The sequence below is a fragment of the Aquimarina callyspongiae genome (assembly GCF_034322225.1).
In the GTDB taxonomy this organism is placed as follows: domain Bacteria; phylum Bacteroidota; class Bacteroidia; order Flavobacteriales; family Flavobacteriaceae; genus Aquimarina.
This window is the reverse complement of the sequence record NZ_JAXLPA010000001.1, coordinates 493457-513055: the sequence shown is the minus strand read 5'-3', so window position 1 is coordinate 513055 and position 19599 is coordinate 493457. Positions and strand designations below refer to the sequence as shown.

At 31.5% G+C, this 19599-nt stretch carries 17 protein-coding genes; 9 read left to right on the top strand and 8 right to left on the bottom strand.

Annotated elements, in window-relative coordinates; translation table 11 throughout:
• Positions 1-11 precede the first annotated feature (11 nt).
• From U0D62_RS02085 to folP, 3 genes are all read right to left on the bottom strand, one after another.
• A complete protein-coding gene (locus tag U0D62_RS02085) occupies positions 12-800 on the bottom strand; it encodes a DUF3667 domain-containing protein (RefSeq protein ID WP_322193569.1) in 789 nt (262 codons plus the stop codon).
• Complete coding sequence (locus U0D62_RS02080; protein ID WP_322193567.1) at positions 800-1576, bottom strand: diadenylate cyclase; 777 nt, start codon at positions 1574-1576, stop codon at positions 800-802. The genes U0D62_RS02085 and U0D62_RS02080 overlap by 1 nt, the downstream gene beginning before the upstream one ends.
• Before the next feature lie 72 nt (positions 1577-1648).
• Entirely contained in the window at positions 1649-2485 is an 837-nt protein-coding gene (folP, locus tag U0D62_RS02075; protein WP_322193566.1) for a dihydropteroate synthase, read from the bottom strand.
• Between the two features lie 81 nt (positions 2486-2566).
• Here folP and U0D62_RS02070 point away from each other — a divergent pair, with 81 nt between their 5' ends.
• From U0D62_RS02070 to U0D62_RS02035, 8 genes are all read left to right on the top strand, one after another.
• Complete coding sequence (locus U0D62_RS02070; protein ID WP_322193565.1) at positions 2567-3112, top strand: DUF1599 domain-containing protein; 546 nt, start codon at positions 2567-2569, stop codon at positions 3110-3112.
• A gap of 92 nt (positions 3113-3204) precedes the next feature.
• The gene (locus U0D62_RS02065; RefSeq protein ID WP_322193564.1) at positions 3205-4863 is read left to right on the top strand and encodes a BT_3928 family protein; all 1659 of its coding nucleotides are present in this window, start codon (positions 3205-3207) and stop codon (positions 4861-4863) included.
• Positions 4864-4868: 5 nt separating this feature from the next.
• The gene (locus U0D62_RS02060) at positions 4869-5942 is read left to right on the top strand and encodes an ABC transporter permease (RefSeq protein ID WP_322193563.1); all 1074 of its coding nucleotides are present in this window, start codon (positions 4869-4871) and stop codon (positions 5940-5942) included.
• A 58-nt stretch (positions 5943-6000) separates the two neighbouring features.
• Positions 6001-6753, top strand: coding sequence for a triose-phosphate isomerase (gene tpiA, locus U0D62_RS02055; protein ID WP_322193562.1), 753 nt, complete (start codon positions 6001-6003; stop codon positions 6751-6753).
• A gap of 96 nt (positions 6754-6849) precedes the next feature.
• Positions 6850-7689: a 50S ribosomal protein L11 methyltransferase gene (gene prmA, locus U0D62_RS02050; protein ID WP_322193561.1), complete on the top strand. Its 840-nt coding sequence runs from the start codon at positions 6850-6852 to the stop codon at positions 7687-7689.
• A 57-nt stretch (positions 7690-7746) separates the two neighbouring features.
• The gene (locus tag U0D62_RS02045) at positions 7747-8022 is read left to right on the top strand and encodes an ATP-dependent Clp protease adaptor ClpS (RefSeq protein ID WP_322193560.1); all 276 of its coding nucleotides are present in this window, start codon (positions 7747-7749) and stop codon (positions 8020-8022) included.
• Positions 8023-8674: 652 nt separating this feature from the next.
• The gene (locus tag U0D62_RS02040) at positions 8675-9544 is read left to right on the top strand and encodes a M57 family metalloprotease (protein WP_322193559.1); all 870 of its coding nucleotides are present in this window, start codon (positions 8675-8677) and stop codon (positions 9542-9544) included.
• Between the two features lie 368 nt (positions 9545-9912).
• Positions 9913-10782: a M57 family metalloprotease gene (locus tag U0D62_RS02035; protein WP_322193558.1), complete on the top strand. Its 870-nt coding sequence runs from the start codon at positions 9913-9915 to the stop codon at positions 10780-10782.
• A gap of 107 nt (positions 10783-10889) precedes the next feature.
• Here the strand turns inward: U0D62_RS02035 and U0D62_RS02030 are convergent, their stop codons facing one another.
• The 5 genes from U0D62_RS02030 to U0D62_RS02010 all read right to left on the bottom strand — a co-directional run bounded on the left by U0D62_RS02030 (position 10890) and on the right by U0D62_RS02010 (position 16491).
• A complete protein-coding gene (locus U0D62_RS02030; RefSeq protein ID WP_322193557.1) occupies positions 10890-12098 on the bottom strand; it encodes a hypothetical protein in 1209 nt (402 codons plus the stop codon).
• A complete protein-coding gene (locus U0D62_RS02025; RefSeq protein WP_322193556.1) occupies positions 12095-12469 on the bottom strand; it encodes a hypothetical protein in 375 nt (124 codons plus the stop codon). The genes U0D62_RS02030 and U0D62_RS02025 overlap by 4 nt, the downstream gene beginning before the upstream one ends.
• Before the next feature lie 12 nt (positions 12470-12481).
• Positions 12482-13255, bottom strand: coding sequence for an outer membrane lipoprotein-sorting protein (locus U0D62_RS02020; protein ID WP_322193554.1), 774 nt, complete (start codon positions 13253-13255; stop codon positions 12482-12484).
• A gap of 12 nt (positions 13256-13267) precedes the next feature.
• The gene (locus U0D62_RS02015; protein WP_322193553.1) at positions 13268-15646 is read right to left on the bottom strand and encodes an efflux RND transporter permease subunit; all 2379 of its coding nucleotides are present in this window, start codon (positions 15644-15646) and stop codon (positions 13268-13270) included.
• 248 nt (positions 15647-15894) lie between these two features.
• Entirely contained in the window at positions 15895-16491 is a 597-nt protein-coding gene (locus tag U0D62_RS02010) for a TetR/AcrR family transcriptional regulator (protein WP_322193552.1), read from the bottom strand.
• A gap of 259 nt (positions 16492-16750) precedes the next feature.
• On the opposite strand from U0D62_RS02010, the gene U0D62_RS02005 reads away from it, so the two are divergent.
• Positions 16751-19534, top strand: coding sequence for a helix-turn-helix and ligand-binding sensor domain-containing protein (locus tag U0D62_RS02005; RefSeq protein ID WP_322193551.1), 2784 nt, complete (start codon positions 16751-16753; stop codon positions 19532-19534).
• The last annotated feature ends 65 nt before the right edge of the window (positions 19535-19599 follow it).

The window sequence follows — 19599 nt, the reverse complement described above, 5'->3', positions numbered from 1 at the left end:
AATATTCTATATTAATTATTACCAGAGGGAGAAGGCATAACACCAGTTTTAACCATTATTATTGCCATAACTATTGAGAAAATAATAAAAAGTATTACCATTAATATGGTAAACAATAATGTTTTAATAGTGATTTGCTTAAAATTTAAATTATATAATCTTTTTAAAACGTAGGCAATATACAATACTGGTAGAGGAAATTGTATTAATAACGCCCAAAAGATATTTTTAGAAATTAAAAGAAAAGGAAGCAGTATAAAACTTAGAATCATCGCTATATGCGAGTAAGCGTATAGGTGAATAACCAAGTGCTCTGTCAGGTTATATTTCTTATAATTTAGAAAGATAAACCTAGAAATTAAAGCAAGAAAAGGAAGCGTTAAAAAGGTTATCATAGAGTTATAATCAAAAGCGAAATCAGATGACATTTGAGAGATCTCTATTTGATCTTTAGAAAAGAAGGATTGAGCAAAAATTTCATCTTTATATCTTTTAAGAATAAATGTATACAATCCCGCTATCGTTAACGAAATGGCAAAATAACTAAACGGATTAAGATATCTTTTTCTCAACCCATTAACGAATCCATCGATCACTTCTTCAGGTTTTGTAAAAAGATGAATAAATGTTTTAAAGAAAGAATTTTCAATATTTAAGAAACGATCAGTGAATTCCTGGAACAAATGTTTAGAAGTGATTCGTTTAGTAATTTTTTTAGCTCCACAGTGTGGACAATAATTGTAACTTTCAATCTGTTCGCCACAATTTTTACAGTTGTTAACAACAATTAAATCACTCATTAAACTAAATGCTTTTTTATTTTTTCGATTAATTCTTCCCTCGTTTTGAAGATGATGAATTCACCATTTTTTAGATATGATATTTGGCCAGTTTCTTCGCTTACTACAAGTGCTAATGCATCTGTCTTTTCTGTAATTCCTGCTGCAGCACGATGACGTAGCCCAAAACGTAAAGGCATGTCTCTTTCGTTTGTTACTGGTAAGATCACCCGAGTAGCAACAATTCTATTGTCTTCAATAATCATTGCGCCATCATGTAAAGTACTGTTTTTATAAAAAATGCTTTCGATAATTGGAGAGTTTACAACAATATCCATTTTATCTCCCGAGGTTTTAACAAAATCTAATGAGGTATTTCTTTTAATTACAATGAGGGCGCCTGTATATGATTTACCCATGTTTTCACAAGAGGCAACGATAGATTTAACATCTGTCAAAGTTTCTTCAGAAGTATCTCTTATAATTTTAAGTTGTCTTAAAAAGTTGCGTCTTCTCCCAAAATTAGTAGATCCTATCATCAATAAAAACTTTCGGATTTCTTGCTGAAAAACAACAATAAGTGCAAACATTCCAACACCAATAAATTCACCTAAAACACTACTTAACATCTCCATAGCTAGAAACTGAGTAAGTTTCCATACCAGATAAATCATTACAATACCAATAAATATATTGATAGCTGCTGTTCCTTTAACCAGCTTGTAGATATAGTACAAAAGCAAAGCAACAAGTACAATATCTAATATGTCAAGTATTCTAAGGTTGATTAAATCCAAAAGCCTGGTTTTTTGTAAAAATAGAAAAATTAGTGAAACCCTGTTTTGAAAAGCAAATGCAAAACGATGTATTTATTTTACAAGTTCTTCTTTATAGGTGTTAATTAAAGTTATACATTCTATTGCTTCTTTAACATCATGAACTCTTAAGATCGAGGAACCGTTTAATAATGCAATGGTATTTAAACAAGTTGTACCGTTCAAAGCATCAGAAGCTTCAATATTGAGGGTTTTGTATATCATTGACTTTCTTGACACTCCTGCTAAAACAGGGACATTATGAAAATGTAACAATGATATCTTTTTTAATAACTCAAAATTCTGATTTATGTTTTTAGCAAAACCAAACCCAGGATCTATTATAATATCGTTGATTCCGTTTTTTTTAGCTAATGCTATTTTCTCTGCAAAGTATAACTGTATTTCTTTAATCAGATCATCGTAATAATCCAATGATTTCATGGTTTGAGGAGTACCTTTCATGTGCATCATAATATAAGGTACTTTTAATTTTCCTATTAGTGGAATCATAGCTTCATCCAGATTCCCTGAAGAAATATCATTAATAATGGCAGCACCTTCTTCAATACAAGCTTGAGCGACATCACTTCTAAAAGTATCTATAGAAAGTAATACATCTGGAAATTTTTTTACCAGTAATTCTACTACAGGTACTATTCTATTAAGTTCTTCTTTTTTAGAAATATGTTCGGCTCCAGGTCGAGAGGAGTAAGCTCCAAGATCAATAAATGTGGCTCCTGCAGTCAGCATTTTCTCAGTTTGCCGTAGTATGAGTTGTTCATTTTTATATTTTCCACCGTCATAAAACGAATCTGGAGTTAGGTTAAGAATCCCCATTACTTTTGGAGTAGAAAGATCAATTAAAGAACCTTTACAATTGATGGTCATTGGCTGGTATTCAGTTTTTTTGGTTTTTATTTGGTATAATTCCCATATTAAAGCGAAATTTACGCAAAATTCAACAGTTTTATGCAAGATACGTCTACACAATATGATGCTATAATACGTACATGTCGTGATTTATATATTAAAAAGATGAAAGATTATGGTAGTGCTTGGAGAATTCTAAGGCTTCCATCTTTAACCGATCAAATTTTTATAAAAGCTCAACGAATAAGAAGCTTGCAAGAAAATGAAGTCCGTAAAGTAGATGAAGGTGAAATCCCAGAGTTTATAGGTATTATCAATTATAGTATTATGGCATTGATCCAGATTGAAAAAGGAATTGCAGAACAACCCGATTTATCGGTAGAAGATGCAGCTGATTTGTATGATAAACATATCCAAGTTACTAAAACATTGATGATGAATAAGAATCATGACTATGGCGAGGCCTGGCGTGATATGAGGGTAAGTTCGCTTACTGATTTAATTATTCAGAAATTACTTAGAGTTAAGCAGATTGAAGATAATAAAGGGAAAACTCTAGTCAGTGAAGGTATTGATGCAAATTATCAGGATATGATAAATTATGCAATATTTGCTATGATTCATTTAGGAGAGGCAAAAGATTAATCAGGTTTTATAAAATACTGTTAAATTAAAAACAACAAGAAACACAAACATATTATCTTGTCAGAATTATACTAAAATACCACAACTCAAACATGAAAATACTCGTTCATTTTTCCAGAATATTTGTAGCCGCACTTTTTTTATTTTCGGGATTTATAAAGCTCAACGACCCATTAGGATTTTCTTATAAACTACAAGAATATTTTAGTGAAGGTGTATTAAATTTGGAGTTTTTGATTCCATTTGCATTATTAATTGCTGTATTTCTTGTGATTTTTGAAGTGATTTTAGGGATAACACTTATACTTGGATATCTACCTAAGTTTACGGTGTGGTCCTTATTATTGATGATCGTCTTCTTTACTTTTCTCACCTTTTACTCGGCATACTTTAATAAAGTAACTGATTGTGGATGTTTTGGTGATGCTTTGCCACTTACACCTTGGGAGTCCTTTACAAAAGACATTATCTTGTTAGTATTGATATTAATGCTTTTCTTTGGGAGAAAATACATTACTCCAATCAATCCGGCAGCAATGCATAAATGGGTGGTTTTTGTTTGCTTTTCTGCTTGTTTAGGATTTGCATATCATGTGTTGATGCATTTACCTGTTTTTGACTTTAGAGCTTATAAGATTGGTGTAAATATAGAAGAAGGAATGAGTTTTCCTGATGATGCACCTAGGGCAGAACTAGCGTATCATTGGAAGTTTGAAGTAGATGGAAAAGAGAAGGTGATCACAACAAGTGGAGACTATCCTCAGGTAGAAGGTAAATATATAGCTGTAGAAACTGAAGAGATTAGTGCAGGATATGAACCGCCAATACATGATTTCTCGATAGAAAAAGGAGATATTGATTATACCTCAGAGTTTCTTCAAAGAGAGAATCTGATTTTGATAGTAATGTATAATTTATCAAAAAGTGAAGCTGAAGGTTTACATAAAATAAAAGAAACGACGGATAAAGCTATTTCTCTTGGATATGATGTTATTGGTTTGACAGCTTCAACTCCTAAAGATGTTTCACAATTACAACAACAATATGATCTTGATTTTGAATTCTATACTGCTGATGAAACAGCGTTAAAGACGATTTTAAGATCTAATCCCGGAATAGTACAACTAAGTAAAGGAACCATTGTAGATAAATTACATTGGAATGATGCTTCAAAATTGAAATTAGAAAAAGTCGAACCTTCCAAACCGATGCTTAATCTGGAACTAAAGACTCAATTAGATAGTATTATGAAATTGGATCAGGAAGGTAGAAATGCAGGAGATATTTCGTGGGAAGAACAAAAGGTGATTGATAGTACGAACACACAATTTATAGAAGAAGTATTTAAAAAACATGGATACCCAGGTAAATCATTAGTAGGAGAGCCTACAAATATTGCAGCCTGGTTAGTAATTCAGCATTCTGACAAAATAGGAGATTATTTACCGATTATTAAAGAAGCTGGTGAAAAAGGAGAATTAGATTATGCATCAGTTGCCATGATGGAAGATCGTCATTTAATGCAACAAGGATTAGAACAAATTTATGGTACGCAAGGTATTACTTTAAATGATAAAAAAGGAAATTCTGTACCATTGATCTGGCCAATTAAAGATGCAGAATCAGTTAATGAAAGAAGAAAGAAAGCTGGATTTACAGATACTGTAGAGCAATATTGCGAGCGTTTGATGGGAGTACCTTATAAAGTATATACTCTTGAAGAAGTAGAAAAAATAAAACAAGGTTTATAATCCTAATGCTAAGTTACCTTGTCAATAAAACCAGTTATGCATTACTTACTCTGTTAGGAGTGGTGACGGTTATCTTTTTATTGTTCACATTGCTTCCTGGAGATCCTGCTCAAATGATGTTAGGGCAAAACGAAACCGAGGAGCAGTTAAAAAATGTACGAAAGAAATATGGATTTGATCAACCGATTTCTACTCAATATAGATATTATTTAAATGATCTGTCACCAATTTCATTTCATAGTTTAGATGAAGAAGATTTTTCTTATTTCACTGCAGAGAAGTATTCGGCAATACGATTGTTCGCGGTAAAGAATACTGTAGTGGTATTAAAATTACCCTATCTCAGAGAATCTTTTCAGAAAAATGGTAAAAAGGTAAGTGAAGTTATTAAGGAAACACTTCCTAATACAGCGATATTGGCTATATCGGCTATTTTTATTGCAATATGTCTAGGAGTTTTTCTAGGAATTATAAGTGCATTGACCAAAGATCAATGGGCAGATAAGTTGATTCAGCTTTTGAGTACTTTTGGTATGAGTGTCCCTTCTTTTTTTAGTGCTATCATCTTTGCGTGGTTGTTTGGATATGTATTGCATGAATATACTAATCTTAATATGACAGGGAGTTTATATGAGATTGACGATTTTGGAGAAGGAAGGTATATTCAATGGAAAAACCTCATATTACCTGCTATAGTATTAGGCATACGACCTTTGGCTGTAGTAACTCAATTGATGCGTAACTCTATGCTAGAAGTTATGAGTCAGGATTATATTCGAACCGCAAGAGCAAAAGGCCTTTCTACTTTTCAGATTGTTAGTAAACATGCTTTAAAAAATTCTTTAAATCCCGTAATAACAGCTATTTCTGGATGGTTTGCCTCTATGTTAGCAGGAGCTGTTTTTGTTGAATATATTTTTGGATGGAACGGACTAGGAAAAGAGATCGTTGATGCCTTGAATACACTGGATTTACCCGTTATTATGGGATCGGTTCTGGTGATAGCTACTATGTTCATTCTAATCAATATATTTGTCGACATTATTTACGGATGGCTAGATCCTAAAATAAGAGTTTGATCAAATTGTATATAAATTTTGTAACCATACTATTAACCAAAATATAACCTTTACATTAATGAGAAAAAAAATTGTAGCCGGAAACTGGAAGATGAATAAAAACCTGGAAGAAACAGGAAGATTACTTTCAGATCTAAAAACGAAAAAAGAACAAACATCACAGGCCGAAATTATAGTTGCGCCTACATTTACCAGTTTGCAATATGCATCAGAGGCATTAAAGGGCTCAGGAATTAGTGTTGCAGCCCAAAACATGCATCAGTCAGAAAATGGAGCCTTTACTGGAGAAATATCGGCAGATATGATCAAAAGTGTAGGAGTAGAAACAGTTATTTTAGGGCATAGTGAGCGTAGAGCATATTTCGGAGAAACAGATGAGTTGCTTTCTGAAAAAGTAAATACAGCATTAAAACATAATCTCACCATTATCTTTTGTTTTGGTGAAGAATTGCAGGATCGCAAGAGCGAGAATCATTTTTCGATTGTAGAAAGTCAGTTAAAAAACGGTTTATTTCATTTAAATGCCGATGCCTGGGATAATATTGTTTTGGCGTATGAACCTGTGTGGGCGATAGGAACTGGAGAAACTGCAAGTCCTGATCAAGCACAAGAAATGCACGCATTTATTCGCACAACAATACAAAATAAATATAATGATGCTATAGCTGATGAAGTATCTATTTTATATGGAGGTAGTGTGAAACCAAATAATGCCGAAGAGATTTTTGCAAAACCAGATGTTGATGGAGGACTGATAGGTGGTGCTTCTCTTGATGCAGAAAGTTTTTTAGCTATTGCCAATGCAATTTAGATAAAAACTAATATACGATATAAAAAAGCATTCTGCCTTTAAACAGAATGCTTTTTTGTTTTGTAAAGATTAACTTTGCTGCCATAAAATAATGATATGTCAAACACAAAATATTTAGGATATTATTTTAATATTTCTCCAATTCAACTAGCTTCAGAAATTCTGATAGCTGAGCTGGGAAATCAAGGTTTTGAAAGCTTTATTGAAACAGAAAACGGTGTTAATGCATTTATTCAAAAAGAAGATTGGAATGAGAATATACTAGATTCAATACACGTATTAAACTCAGGAGAATTTGAAATAGAATATACTTTTGAGGAGATTGAACAGGTAAACTGGAATGAAGAATGGGAGAAGAACTTTACACCTATAGTGGTTGATGAGGAATGTAGCGTTAGAGCTCCTTTTCATGAAAAGCCCAATACACAATATGATATCATTATAGAACCTAAGATGTCTTTTGGTACAGGACATCACGAGACTACTCATATGATGATACAACATTTACTTAAAACAGATCTTAAGGATAAGAAAGTATTGGATATGGGCTGTGGAACAGGAGTTTTGGCAATCTTGACAGAAATGAAAGGTGCTAATCCTATTGATGCAATAGATATTGATAATTGGTGTTATTTAAATACTATAGAAAATGTAGATCGTAACAATTGTAAAGCTATTACTGCTTATGAAGGAGATGCTACTTTATTGTCAGGTAAGAGCTATGACGTTATTATTGCTAATATTAACAGGAATATCTTATTGAAAGATATCCATATCTATGCAGAATGCCTAAATAAGGGAGGAAAACTGTTTTTGAGTGGTTTTTATAGTGAAGATTTAGATATGATCAATAAAGAGTGCGCTAAGCATAATTTATATTTTAAAGATAATTTTAACAGAAATAATTGGATAGCAGTGTGTTATGACTTGAAATAATTCAAAACATAAGCTTTTGTTTTCCTAAATTTCTATATTTGTAAAAAAGTAAATGGAATGAGCACTCAGGAAAAGGTATTAGAAGAAGTTCTGGAGAAATCTGTTGAACAGAATAATAATGAGATTGTATTGTATAATGATGATGTCAATACATTTGATCATGTTATAGAAACATTGATTTATACCTGTGAACATAGTCCTGTACAAGCAGAACAATGTGCATTATTGGTACATTATAAAGGAAAATGTACTGTAAAAACAGGCCCGTATAAAGAATTAGAACCTAGATGTTCTAAATTACTTCAAGCGGGTTTAAGTGCAGAAATCGTATAAAAAAACTATTTTATCATAAAAAAGCCTAATACCTCTCCGGTGTTAGGCTTTTTTATTTATGGTTATGATATATCAAAAATTTATTTTTAATAGACTATAAATGTGTTTTTAATTCTTAATGCGGGGAAATATCATATTTTTTATAAAAAACGGCTAAAGAGCTTATTGTTATATACTTGTAAAAGATCACATAGACTTGTTGTATAATTAACAAGAAATTGATTTTTGTGTGAATTAATATTTCTTTAACAGTTTCAAAAATCAAATTTATGCTTTGTAGGAAAAATCTGATAATAGTGGTTTTTAAACCTAAAACCTTAAGTTTTCTTTAACAAGTGGATTACTCTATCAATTCACTAGATAAGAGTATAATTTCTATAAAATAGATTGTGTATTTGATCGGTTTTTTTGACAAATTCAAAGGTTCTGATTTAAGGTGATTTTTTCATTTTTTTGAATAAATCGTATACTTAAGCCTGTTTTTAGGAGAATAATTCAAAATATTAACTAATATTTCAAAAAAAATATTATATATTCAAACCGCTAAAAATTCAGAAAAAGTTCAAAGTTTAATGAATTAATTGCTTTTCGAAATTGATTTTATTTTAGTCTATTTTGAAATTAGTAACTACACAAACTCAACTTATTAAAAATGAAGAAAATCAAATTATTAGCGCTTTGCGCTATCGCGGCAGGAGTTATAACATCTTGTCAAAAAGAAGACATTGCTAACGAAACACAACCTGAATCCTCTGTAGAATTATCTAAAGCACATCTAAGTGCCTTAGAAAAGGCTGGTGTAAATATCACTGGTGCAAAATATGCTACAATAGAGTATCTAGATGGATCTTCTGCTGATGTAATTCAGTCTGGAGATTTAAGTCTTAAGGTAAGTCTATTAGAAGAAGGTGCATATGATTTACAAGGTGATGTTAATTCACAAAGACAATACAGAACAAATAACCTTATCAGTGGTTCTAATAGAACTATTGATATTTTAGGATATACGGGTTCTTGTTGTGCACTTACAAGCACAATGCAAACAGGTTTGCGTTGGGCAGTAAACAATTATAACAGAATCAATACAACACTTAATTTCAGATTGACTTTTGGTACAAATTTCCAGGCTGCTGATATGGTAGTATATAACAATGGTTCATCTGGTGCCGGAGGACAAGCAGAATTTCCTAGTGGAGGAAGACCAGGTAAATTTATCCAGATCAATGCTGGAACTGGTACTTTTGGAGGAAATAATGTAAACAATGTTAATGAGCACGTAATCGGGCACGAAATAGGTCACGCTGTAGGTTTCAGACATACTGATTATGCTCGTAGAAGATGTGATAATATTAACGAAGGAAGTAGTAGTGTTGGTGCTATACACGTTCCAGGAACTCCAACTGTTAATCAGTGGGGAGCTAGTGGATTGGATTCTGATTCTTTAATGATCTCTTGTTTTGATGGGAGTGAAGATGGAGAATTCAGTAATTTTGATGTCGTAGCATTAGAATTTTTATACTAACGACTAATTATCAACTTTGAACTTTTTATTTAAAAAGTCATTCTAAACTGGGATGGCTTTTTTTTATGCTATTATCATAAAAATAGGTAATTGACTAAGAATTCTTCGATTTCTATGATGAAAACTGAAAATAGAAGAAATGCAATTTTTTCATGTTTTTACCCCTATTTGTTAGCGTAATATCACGGTTTTGCGGTTTTAACATAAAAATTTTTAGTGTTTAGCATAATACTTTGAAAAAAAATTATATCTTCGATCCCGCAATTTTTTAGAAAAGTTCAAAGCTTTATTAAAAATAATTGTATTCAAAATAGGACTAATTTTTAGTCTATTTTGTTTAAAGAATACACAAACTCAACTTATTAGAAATGAAAAAAATCAAATTATTGGCGCTTTGCGCTATCGTGGCTGGTTTTGCCACTTCTTGTCAAAAAGACGAAATCGCTAACGAAACACAACCCGAATCTTCTGTAGAATTGTCTAAAGCACATTTAGGAGCTTTAGAAGCGGCTGGAGTAAATGTAACTGGAGCAAAATATGCAACTATAGAATATATTGACGGATCTACTGCTGATGTAATTCAATCAGGAGATTTAAGCCTTAAAGTTAGTTTATTAGAAGAAGGAGCATATGCTTTACAAGGGAATGTTGGTACTCAAAGACAGTACAGAACAAACAACCTTGTTACTGGTTCTAATAGAACGGTTGATATCTTAGGATATACTGGTTCTTGTTGTGCACTTACAAGTACTATGCAAACTGGTTTACAGTGGGCTGTAAATAACTATAACAGAATTAACTCTACACTTAACTTTAGACTTACTTTTGGAACTGATTTCGAAAGTGCTGATATGGTAGTATATAACAACGGTTCATCTGGTGCTGGAGGGCAAGCAGAATTTCCTAGTGGAGGAAGACCAGGTAAATTTATCCAGATCAATGCTGGAACTGGTACCTTTGGAGGAAACAACGTAAACAATGTTAACGAACACGTAATCGGACACGAAATAGGTCATGCTTTAGGATTCAGACACACTGACTATGCACTTAGAAGATGTGATAATATTAACGAAGGAAGTAGTACTGTGGGTGCTATTCATATTCCAGGAACTCCAACTGTTAATCAGTGGGGAGCTAGTGGATTAGATACTGATTCTTTAATGATCTCTTGTTTTGATGGAAGCGAAGATGGAGAATTCAGTAACTTTGATGTAGTAGCATTAGAATTCTTATATTAATAATAATAAATTCTAAGCTTTGAACTTTTATAAAAACCATCCCAAATTGATTTGGGATGGTTTTTCATTTTAATATTGTTAATAAACGAACTTTTTAGTCATTAAACCTAAAAATATTTCGAAATAGAAATCCTTAAAAAACTATCTTGTCTAAAATTTGATAAAATCAATTCACTTTGATCGATATCACTAAAAATACGAGCTTCGATTTCAGCAGTCCAACTACTACCAAAACGTCTTGATGCTTCTAGACTAAATATTTTACTCGAAGATTCCAGATCTGAAATTCCGCCTATTAGTATAGATGTGTCCTGAGTATCATTAAAAGCAATACGACTACCCAGAAAAACATCATTTTGCAATGCGTTTAATGAGCGCTCATCTCGTTCATCATACAAATATTCTCCTAAAAGACCTATGTCTAACCCATTATGGTCTATGTTACTAAAGGTGTATTCTAAACCTGCTACTAAAGCAATAAAATCTTGAGCATCTGCATGTCTATAAATAGATTCTAGTTTCCATAAAAACGCATCATGGGTAATTTGAAGATCTAGTCCTGTTTGATTAATTACCGGATAAAAAGCATTAATATTTCCTGAAGAATCAAAAGAAAAAAGAGGCTCTCTTCCTGTTCCATAAAAATGAGAAACACCAATATCTACTATATCAAAATAATGACTCCATCTAAAAGCAAAATCCTGATGCCATTCTGAAGCACTACTTTGATAATCAATATCATCTTTGTCCAAAACTACAGGAAATCGAAGTCTTCCTTTATTTCCGGCAAAAGTACGTTTACGATGATAAGGAAGATAGAAAAAATCAAATGTTCCATATTTATCGGTGACCCAAGTAAATTGTGCCATAGGTTGCCCTAATTTTTCTTCTCCATCAAAGGTCTCAACAGCATCCGTTTGATTAATGATATCAACCAGGTGATTACTTTCTGTAACACCCCAGTATACTTTTTTTAACCCTAAACTAAATTCCCAGTTACTCTTGGCCTTTTGATAATATAACTCACGTATATCCCAATGTGTTCTTTCATCGTCCTGATCAAGTCTGAAAAAACCTTTAAAATTGATGCTTTCGTATCCTTTATTCCATTCAATAGTATACTCTGGTGTAATAGCTATAGATGGAAAATGATCCTCTTGATCAGGAAAAAGAGCACTATCATAAAAGTAGCGATATTCTCCTTGTAGCTCTAATTCAAATTCCTGATTTACCTTGTTAGAACTTTCGTCCTGAGCAAGTAAACTATTAATTATTAATAATTGAATACAGATAAAATATATAAGTTTGATTCTCATGTAATGTTTTTTATTTCCTGATCCTTAACCAGACCAAGAACAGTGATCAATACTCCAATTAGAATGATAAATAAAAATGCTATAAAGAATGGATTTTGGTATTTGTAATAAAATCCTATTGTACAAAGACTAAAAAAGATTCTGATGAATATGGTCCATCGATAAATCTTTTCTACTTTATAATAAAAGATAAGCCCTACCATAGATCCCAATCCTAAAAATATCACACCCAGGAGATTTGATAATTGTGGAGGGAATGATGTATTACTCCATAAGGTAGAAAACACAAGGTTGGGCCAGGATAATAATAACAATCCACTCACAAAAAGAACTGTTATAGAATATAATAGACTTAGCCTTGTGTATTTCATAATTGTATTAAACTATTGACCTACTCTTTTAAGAGCTACTTGTGTGAAATCTTCTTCGGCTAAACTTGCTTCAAAATTATAGTCGCTAAACTTTAAGAGTGTTTCTTTATTACTTTGGTGGTTAACCATATTAAGGGTTAATGCTCTCCAGAATTTTCCTTTATAAAGTTTATAATCGCTATAAGTAAGAGTTTTTAATAGTGAATTTTTTCTATCATAAAATTCAACTTTCTCTAATCGATATCCTTTGTCTTTATTATAGGTTACTATACGTTTTGTATAACCTGATTTAGGATCTACCGGATCTTGTTCTACAATTAAAAAACTACCATTTTCTTTAAGGAATTTGTAGTTGTATTTTTCTACCTCTTGAGAAGAAAGATCCTCATAGGCAAACTCACTTCCTACAAACGGTCCGGACTTATTATTTGACGATATTCTTTTTACTCTTTTAATAGAGGGTAGATATAACCATTGATCATCTGATCCAACTTTATGAGTAAAAGTTAATGTTGAGGTTCCTTTTACATCTTTAGGACTATTAAAAACAATTAAAGATTTATCTCCGTCCTCAATTTGTTCTAAGGTTCTGGTGATCAATAAACGCTCACTGGTTTGTCCATTTTTATTCTTTAAGGTCATTTTAAGGTTTACAATAGAGCTATTAAAACCTACATCTGCTTGTTCTGCTTTTTTAGCGATTTGTAGTCCCTTTTCTTCTGCAGTCTGTGCACTTATTGTATAGATGCTTACTAATGCAACTGCAATTAAAATTAAATTTCTCATGATTCTATTTTGTTATTTGTCTAATTGTATTTGTGGTTTTAAATCTTTTACTGGTTGTTTTACTTTACTCTTACCAACAAGGATAAGCAGTGAGGGTAATAGGATGAAATCAATAATTAGTGCAGCCAGGATAATGATAACTGTTATTCTGGCCATATAACTATTTAAGGCAAAAGACGAAGTAGATAAAACAGCAAAACCTGCTAAAAGAACTATTGTAGTGGTTACCAATGCTTTTCCTACGGTTTCAAATGCATAAATAACTGCTTGTCTGGCATCATATCCTAATTCTCGCCGCGCTCTTAAAAATTTGCTCATAAAATGAACAGTATCATCCACAATAATCCCAAGTGTCATCCCAAAAACGATCACCATTCCTGTATTGATCTGAGCTTTATACATTGCCCAAAAACCAAAACCAACTAAAACAGGAGTGACATTAGGAATGATACTTAACAATCCTAATTTGAAATTTCTTAAGGCTAACATTAAAACTAAAGAGATCAATATAAGCGCAATAATATTTCCTTTAAACATACTATCAGCTTGTCTGAAACCTAGTTTAGAGAACATTAATGTTGGACTCACTGCAATAGCATGCATAGACGATGGAGTATTGCTCTGTAGCCACCTTTCTGCTCTTTTAGAAAACGCAATCATTTCTGAACTCGAGATATTTTCGATAGTCACAGTTACACGAGTTTCAGATTTATCAACATTAATCTGATTGTTTAGGTCTAACCCAAAAGGCAGCGAAAGTTCATATAACAAGAGATATTGCGCGGCTTCTTCTCTATTATCAGGCACTTTGTAATAGGACGGATCATCACCGTGCATAGATCGGTTGACTCTTCTGGCCACTTCGCTAAACGCATTTACATGAATTACTTCAGGTTGTTCATTTAACCAATCTTCAAAGGCATTTAGTTTTTGTAAATATTCTGTGTTGTTAATACCGCCACTTTCACCACTTCCCACAGAAAACTCGACATTGTAAATACCTGTTAGATTTTCACTGATGTAATCGGTATCACTTCTAAATTCTACGGTTTCATCAAAATAATTAATGAATTCATCATTAAATTGATTTCTAGTGGCGAGGTAAGTAAGTACACCAATAACCACTACTGAAATTATGGTTAATCGTATAGGTTGTTTAGCAACAAATAATCCTAGGTTTGTGTACCAGCTCATTTTTTCAGTAAATTTTTCCTCTTTTATTTTTATCTTAACCGGAAGGATTGCCATTAAAGCTGGTAATGCTGTGGTAGAATATAGAAAGGCCATAGTCATACCAAACGCAGTGATATTACCTAAATCCCAAAATGGAGGAACATCACCAAAATTCATAGTTAAAAAACCAATTACAGTGGTTAAACTAGTAATGAACACTGGCATAAAGTTAAGACGCATGGATTCTACTAAAGCTTCTTTTTTGGCGTAGCCGTCTTTGCGCATTTTTTGAAGCATAGTGATAAGAATATGAATACTATCTGCAACGGCCAAAGTGAGTATCATGGTAGGAAATACCGAAGAAGGTGGAGTAAGTTTTATACCCATAATCCCTACAAAACCAACGGCACTAATAATTGAAAACAATACCACAACAAGCGTAGCTAATGTGCTGTAAAAATTTCTTGTAAGTATTAAAGTAGTAATGATCACAATGATAAGCATAATCATAGTTAACATCATGTCTCTCATTGAAGATTCAAAAAATGCGGTGTTAAGAGGTACTAATCCAGAAGAATGTACCTGAAAATCAGGGTTTTTTTCTTTGAAATCTACAATGGTATTTCTAATAAAAGCTGTGACTTCAGGGATTTCTTTAGCACTATCTTCTCCAGGAAGTCGTACAGTAACATTAATTGCTGTTACACTACCGGTTTCATTAATTAAACGATTGACTAGCAGAGGCTCTTTTAAAGCTTTTTCTTTAATCTCTGCGATTTCAGCATTCGTTTTTGAAGCAGATTCATAAGAAAGGTCATCTACATAAAGATCATCTCCTTGTGCGCTTGTATGCTGAAAATTGGTAACTGCATCTACTCGAGAGGAATAAGGTGTATTCCAGGCTTCAGTGGTGAGTTGTTCTATCGCAATAAGGTTTTCTTTAGTAAAAATATCACCATTAGAAGGAGATAGAACGATAACAACATTATCATCTTTTGTGTATTTTTCTTGTAAAGCATCAAAAGCCTCTAATTCGGGATTGGATTTGCTAAAGAATACATGGTAATCTCCATCAAACTCCATATTTCCTTGAGAGCCAAGCCCCAAAGCTAGAATTAAAGACAGGATGAGTACGGGCCATTTGAATTTGATCACAAATTCTGCCCATTTTTTTGTAAACGCATTGGTAGCGTTGCTGGCTTTTTTAAGTGCATTCATATGTATAATTGTTAGTTGACCAGTCGACTATTTCTAAAAGAAGATCTGATACTGATTGTTGTGAATTTTATATAGTTATGACGATTTTGATTTGAATATTAGGACACGGTTATAAACAAATAATGTTAATATTTAATTGACCGGTCGATTATGATTGATTTTTGAATAATTAAATAGTTATTAATTGGTTTGATATATATTAAAAATATATATAGTTGACCAGTCGTCTATAAAAATGTTAAAAAAAATTATTTTAAAATAATATGACTTAGCATATTCATAGCATTATCAATGGGATAAGAACTGTCCATTTCTTTCATAGATACCATGGCTCCTCTAGCTGCATCTTCCATAAACTCAACTAGATCTCTTGCATTTAAAGTATTACTGATCTCACCAAAATCCTGAGCTTCTTCAACAACTTCTGTTATGTAGCTTTTAACCATATCAGTTTTTGTCTGAACGGCATTACGAATCGCTTCACTATGCTCAGCCATTTCGTTAACCAAATTACACCCCATACACCCCATTTTGCAATCAAATTCGTCTTTAATAACTCGGGTACGGTATTCATAAAAATCTAATAATCGTTGTTTGGGAGAAACAGATTTGTTTTGTAATCGTTCCAGAGAAGGAGGAAACTGTGTACTGAAATATTTTTCTATCGATTTGACCGCAAAATCTTCTTTGCTATCAAAATAAAAATAGAAAGATCCCTTCGGCACTTCGGCTGCTTTTACTATGTCATTAACACTGGTAGCATTATAACCTTTGGACCATAAGAGCATCATACCTTTTTCTATAAGGGCATCAGCTTTAGTTTCATGTTTTAAGGTTTTAGACATTCTCTTATTTTCTAGCAGCAAAATTATGACCAGTCGTCTAGTAATTCAAAATTTTTAGTGTTAAAGTTTTGTTTAACTAGGATTTGGTTCATTTTTATTAAGCAGTTTATAAGTAAAAAATGATGTTATAAAATTTTGAAAAAAATATAGCTATTGAGTTGTTTTTAAAATAATTAATTAGCTATATTCTTCATCTATATTTGTTATAATTCACGAGTTTATAATTAAATATTATAGATGATTATAAACCAAAATAAACATGGAAAAATCAAACTTCGAAATTCTCTTTTTGTTTTTAGCTTTATTTTTTGGATTATGTTTTTCTTCTTCTGCACAAATATTTAATCCAGAAATAGAGAATTATTCGATCCAAGATTATGGGGCGGATAATCAAAATTGGGGCATCGATGTGGATGAAGATGGTTTAATCTACATCGCAAATAATAAAGGACTTCTTAGGTATAATGGAACTTCTTGGGAATTATTGGAATTACCTAATAAAACTATAGTACGATCTGTATTATGTGTTGAAGATAAAATTTATACTGGATCTTATGAAGAGTTTGGTTATTGGGAGAGGGATGATTTAGGAAACTTTAAATATACCTCATTAATACCTGCAATTAATAAAACACATGATTTCAGTAATGAGCAATTTTGGCAAATAATATCACATAATGAAGAGATTTTTTTAAAATCTTATACAGGAGGTATTTATAAATATAGTAATGGTAATGTACAGTATCTTGCTGAGAGTGCCGATTCTTATGATTTAGCAACTTATGACAACAAAGTTATTGTAGCAAATAGGAATAGGGGACTTCTGCAAGTTCAAAATGAAAAACTTGTGCCTTTTGATATTACTGGTTATCGTGATTATTTTAAAAACGTCAATAACCTAGCTTCAAACAAGGAATTATTATTTTTTTTCGATTTGAATAAAGGAGGCTTTCTTTATAATAACAAATCTCTCAAAACTATACGATTACCAGAGGAGATAAATAAGTTTTTACAAGAAAAAATACTCAATAAAGTTGTTTTTATAAACCCAGATGAATTGGCTTTTGGTACAATTAAGGAAGGGATTGTTATTTATAATATAAAAACAAAAAATCACCGATACATAAATACTTCTAAAGGGTTAAAGAATAATACCGTATTAGGGTTGAAAAATAATAAAGGTTTCTTATTGACAGCTCTTGATGATGGTCTAAGTGTTATTGATTACAATTCTCCTTTTGCATTTTATACGGATTATAGTGGTATACTTGGAACTGTTTATGACATCGCTTTTTTTAAAGGGAGATATTTTTTAGCTAGTAATACGGGAATTTATAAAATTTCGGATAGCGGTGAACCAATACTTATTCAAGGAACCGAAGATCATGTTTGGGATTTAAACGAAATAGAAGGCCAACTTATAGCAGGTCATAATGAAGGAAGTTTTATTATAGAAGATGGTAATCTTTTAAAAAAGGTTGGAGAAACCGGGGTTTTTTGTACCGTTAAAATTCCTGATAGTTATAATAAATATTTACAAGGAACTTATTATAGTATTAATTTTCTAGAAAAGGATAATAATGGTTGGAAATCCGTCATGATAGGAAATATTCCCTTTCCTGTGAATGATATAGTATTTGAATCAAAGTATGTTATATGGGCAACTCATCCATATAAAGGAGTTTATCGTATTAGACTAGATGAAAGTTACTCAAAAGTTTTAAAAATAGTTAACTATAGCGATAATCAAAATTTTAAACAGTATAGGACTAGAGTTTTTAATATAAATGATACTATAGCTTTTTATAATTCTAATACCTGGTTCCAATATTTTAAAGATAAAGATAGTGTAGGGTTATTTAATAAATTTCAAAAATTTAACGGAAAAAACTTAATCTTAAAAAACAAAGGAGAAGGGTGGTTGATAGATGAGAATAATTCAGGAGATATTACTTATTTTAATAATAATTATGAAGAAATTCTTAAGGTTGACGTGCCAGAAATAAAGCGAAGATTAGTTTCGGGTTATGAAAAAATAATTAATAAAAATGACTCATTGAAACTTTTAAATTTAAATGAGGGTTTTACCATTTTTAATGTAAATAAATTAAAAAAGAGAGAAATTGAAATAGCAAAATCTCCAGTAATAAATAAGATTTATTCTAATAGAAAACAGTTTTCTATCAGAGATTCAATATTACATTTTCCGTTTAAAGATGGTCAATACCTTTCTTTCGAGATATATACCCCTGGTAGATATAAGAATATTCATTCTTATTCTTTGTCAGGGGAGATAGAGCAAAAAGAACTGGTTAAAAACGGGAAGTTGACGTTACAGAATCTTGATTATGGAGATTATTTTTTGTCTATTAAAAATGAAGATATAGGTTCTAAAAAAAGTAAGATTAAAAACCTCTATTTTAGGGTGCTCCCTCCTTGGTATTTATCTAAACCGTTAAAAGCAGTTTATTTTTTAATGTTTTTAAGTATACTTTTTCTGATATACAAAATCAATAAAAGAAGAGTTAAAAAACAACGGTTAGAATTAAAGAAGTTGCATATAAGAAAAACTCAAAAGAGAATTAGTGAATTAGAAAAACAAAACTTGGAAAAAGAAATCAAGACCAAGAAAAGAGAATTGATGAATACAACTGATTCGATAATCAGAAAAAATGAAACAATTATGGTATTACTCAATGAACTTGAACGTTTAGAGAATGTTTCTCCTAATCAGATTCGTACAAGAAAAATTCTTAACACGTCAAAAAAAGATATTAGCGGTACTAATGATTGGAAGGTTTTTGAATCTAATTTTAATGAGCTTAATCAAGAGTTTTTCAAAAGATTAATAGAAATGCATCCAAAACTAACTACAAAAGATTTAAGATTGTGCGCTTATATAAAAACAGGTCTAACTTCAAAAAAAATAGCCCCATTAATGGGTATTACTGTCCGAGGTGTTGAACTTCAAAGATATCGTTTAAGGAAGAAGTTAAGTATATCGGTAAATGATAATTTGACTAATTTTTTAAGAAGTTTTTGATGGATGGCTTTAATTATTAAACTTTTGTCAATCTAAATATTATTGTTTATTTTATTAAAAAATTA

Bases quoted from the DNA above. Each gene is read 5' to 3' on its own strand.
- U0D62_RS02020 (WP_322193554.1), bottom strand. From the start codon at position 13,255: ATGAGAAATTTAATTTTAATTGCAGTTGCATTAGTAAGCATCTATACA.
- U0D62_RS02065 (WP_322193564.1), top strand. From the start codon at position 3,205: ATGAAAATACTCGTTCATTTTTCCAGAATATTTGTAGCCGCACTTTTT.
- U0D62_RS02040 (WP_322193559.1), top strand. From the start codon at position 8,675: ATGAAGAAAATCAAATTATTAGCGCTTTGCGCTATCGCGGCAGGAGTT.
- U0D62_RS02005 (WP_322193551.1), top strand. From the start codon at position 16,751: ATGGAAAAATCAAACTTCGAAATTCTCTTTTTGTTTTTAGCTTTATTT.
- U0D62_RS02030 (WP_322193557.1), bottom strand. From the start codon at position 12,098: ATGAGAATCAAACTTATATATTTTATCTGTATTCAATTATTAATAATT.
- folP (WP_322193566.1), bottom strand. From the start codon at position 2,485: ATGACCATCAATTGTAAAGGTTCTTTAATTGATCTTTCTACTCCAAAA.
- U0D62_RS02070 (WP_322193565.1), top strand. From the start codon at position 2,567: ATGCAAGATACGTCTACACAATATGATGCTATAATACGTACATGTCGT.
- U0D62_RS02015 (WP_322193553.1), bottom strand. From the start codon at position 15,646: ATGAATGCACTTAAAAAAGCCAGCAACGCTACCAATGCGTTTACAAAA.
- tpiA (WP_322193562.1), top strand. From the start codon at position 6,001: ATGAGAAAAAAAATTGTAGCCGGAAACTGGAAGATGAATAAAAACCTG.
- U0D62_RS02025 (WP_322193556.1), bottom strand. From the start codon at position 12,469: ATGAAATACACAAGGCTAAGTCTATTATATTCTATAACAGTTCTTTTT.
- U0D62_RS02060 (WP_322193563.1), top strand. From the start codon at position 4,869: ATGCTAAGTTACCTTGTCAATAAAACCAGTTATGCATTACTTACTCTG.
- prmA (WP_322193561.1), top strand. From the start codon at position 6,850: ATGTCAAACACAAAATATTTAGGATATTATTTTAATATTTCTCCAATT.
- U0D62_RS02085 (WP_322193569.1), bottom strand. From the start codon at position 800: ATGAGTGATTTAATTGTTGTTAACAACTGTAAAAATTGTGGCGAACAG.
- U0D62_RS02035 (WP_322193558.1), top strand. From the start codon at position 9,913: ATGAAAAAAATCAAATTATTGGCGCTTTGCGCTATCGTGGCTGGTTTT.
- U0D62_RS02045 (WP_322193560.1), top strand. From the start codon at position 7,747: ATGAGCACTCAGGAAAAGGTATTAGAAGAAGTTCTGGAGAAATCTGTT.
- U0D62_RS02010 (WP_322193552.1), bottom strand. From the start codon at position 16,491: ATGTCTAAAACCTTAAAACATGAAACTAAAGCTGATGCCCTTATAGAA.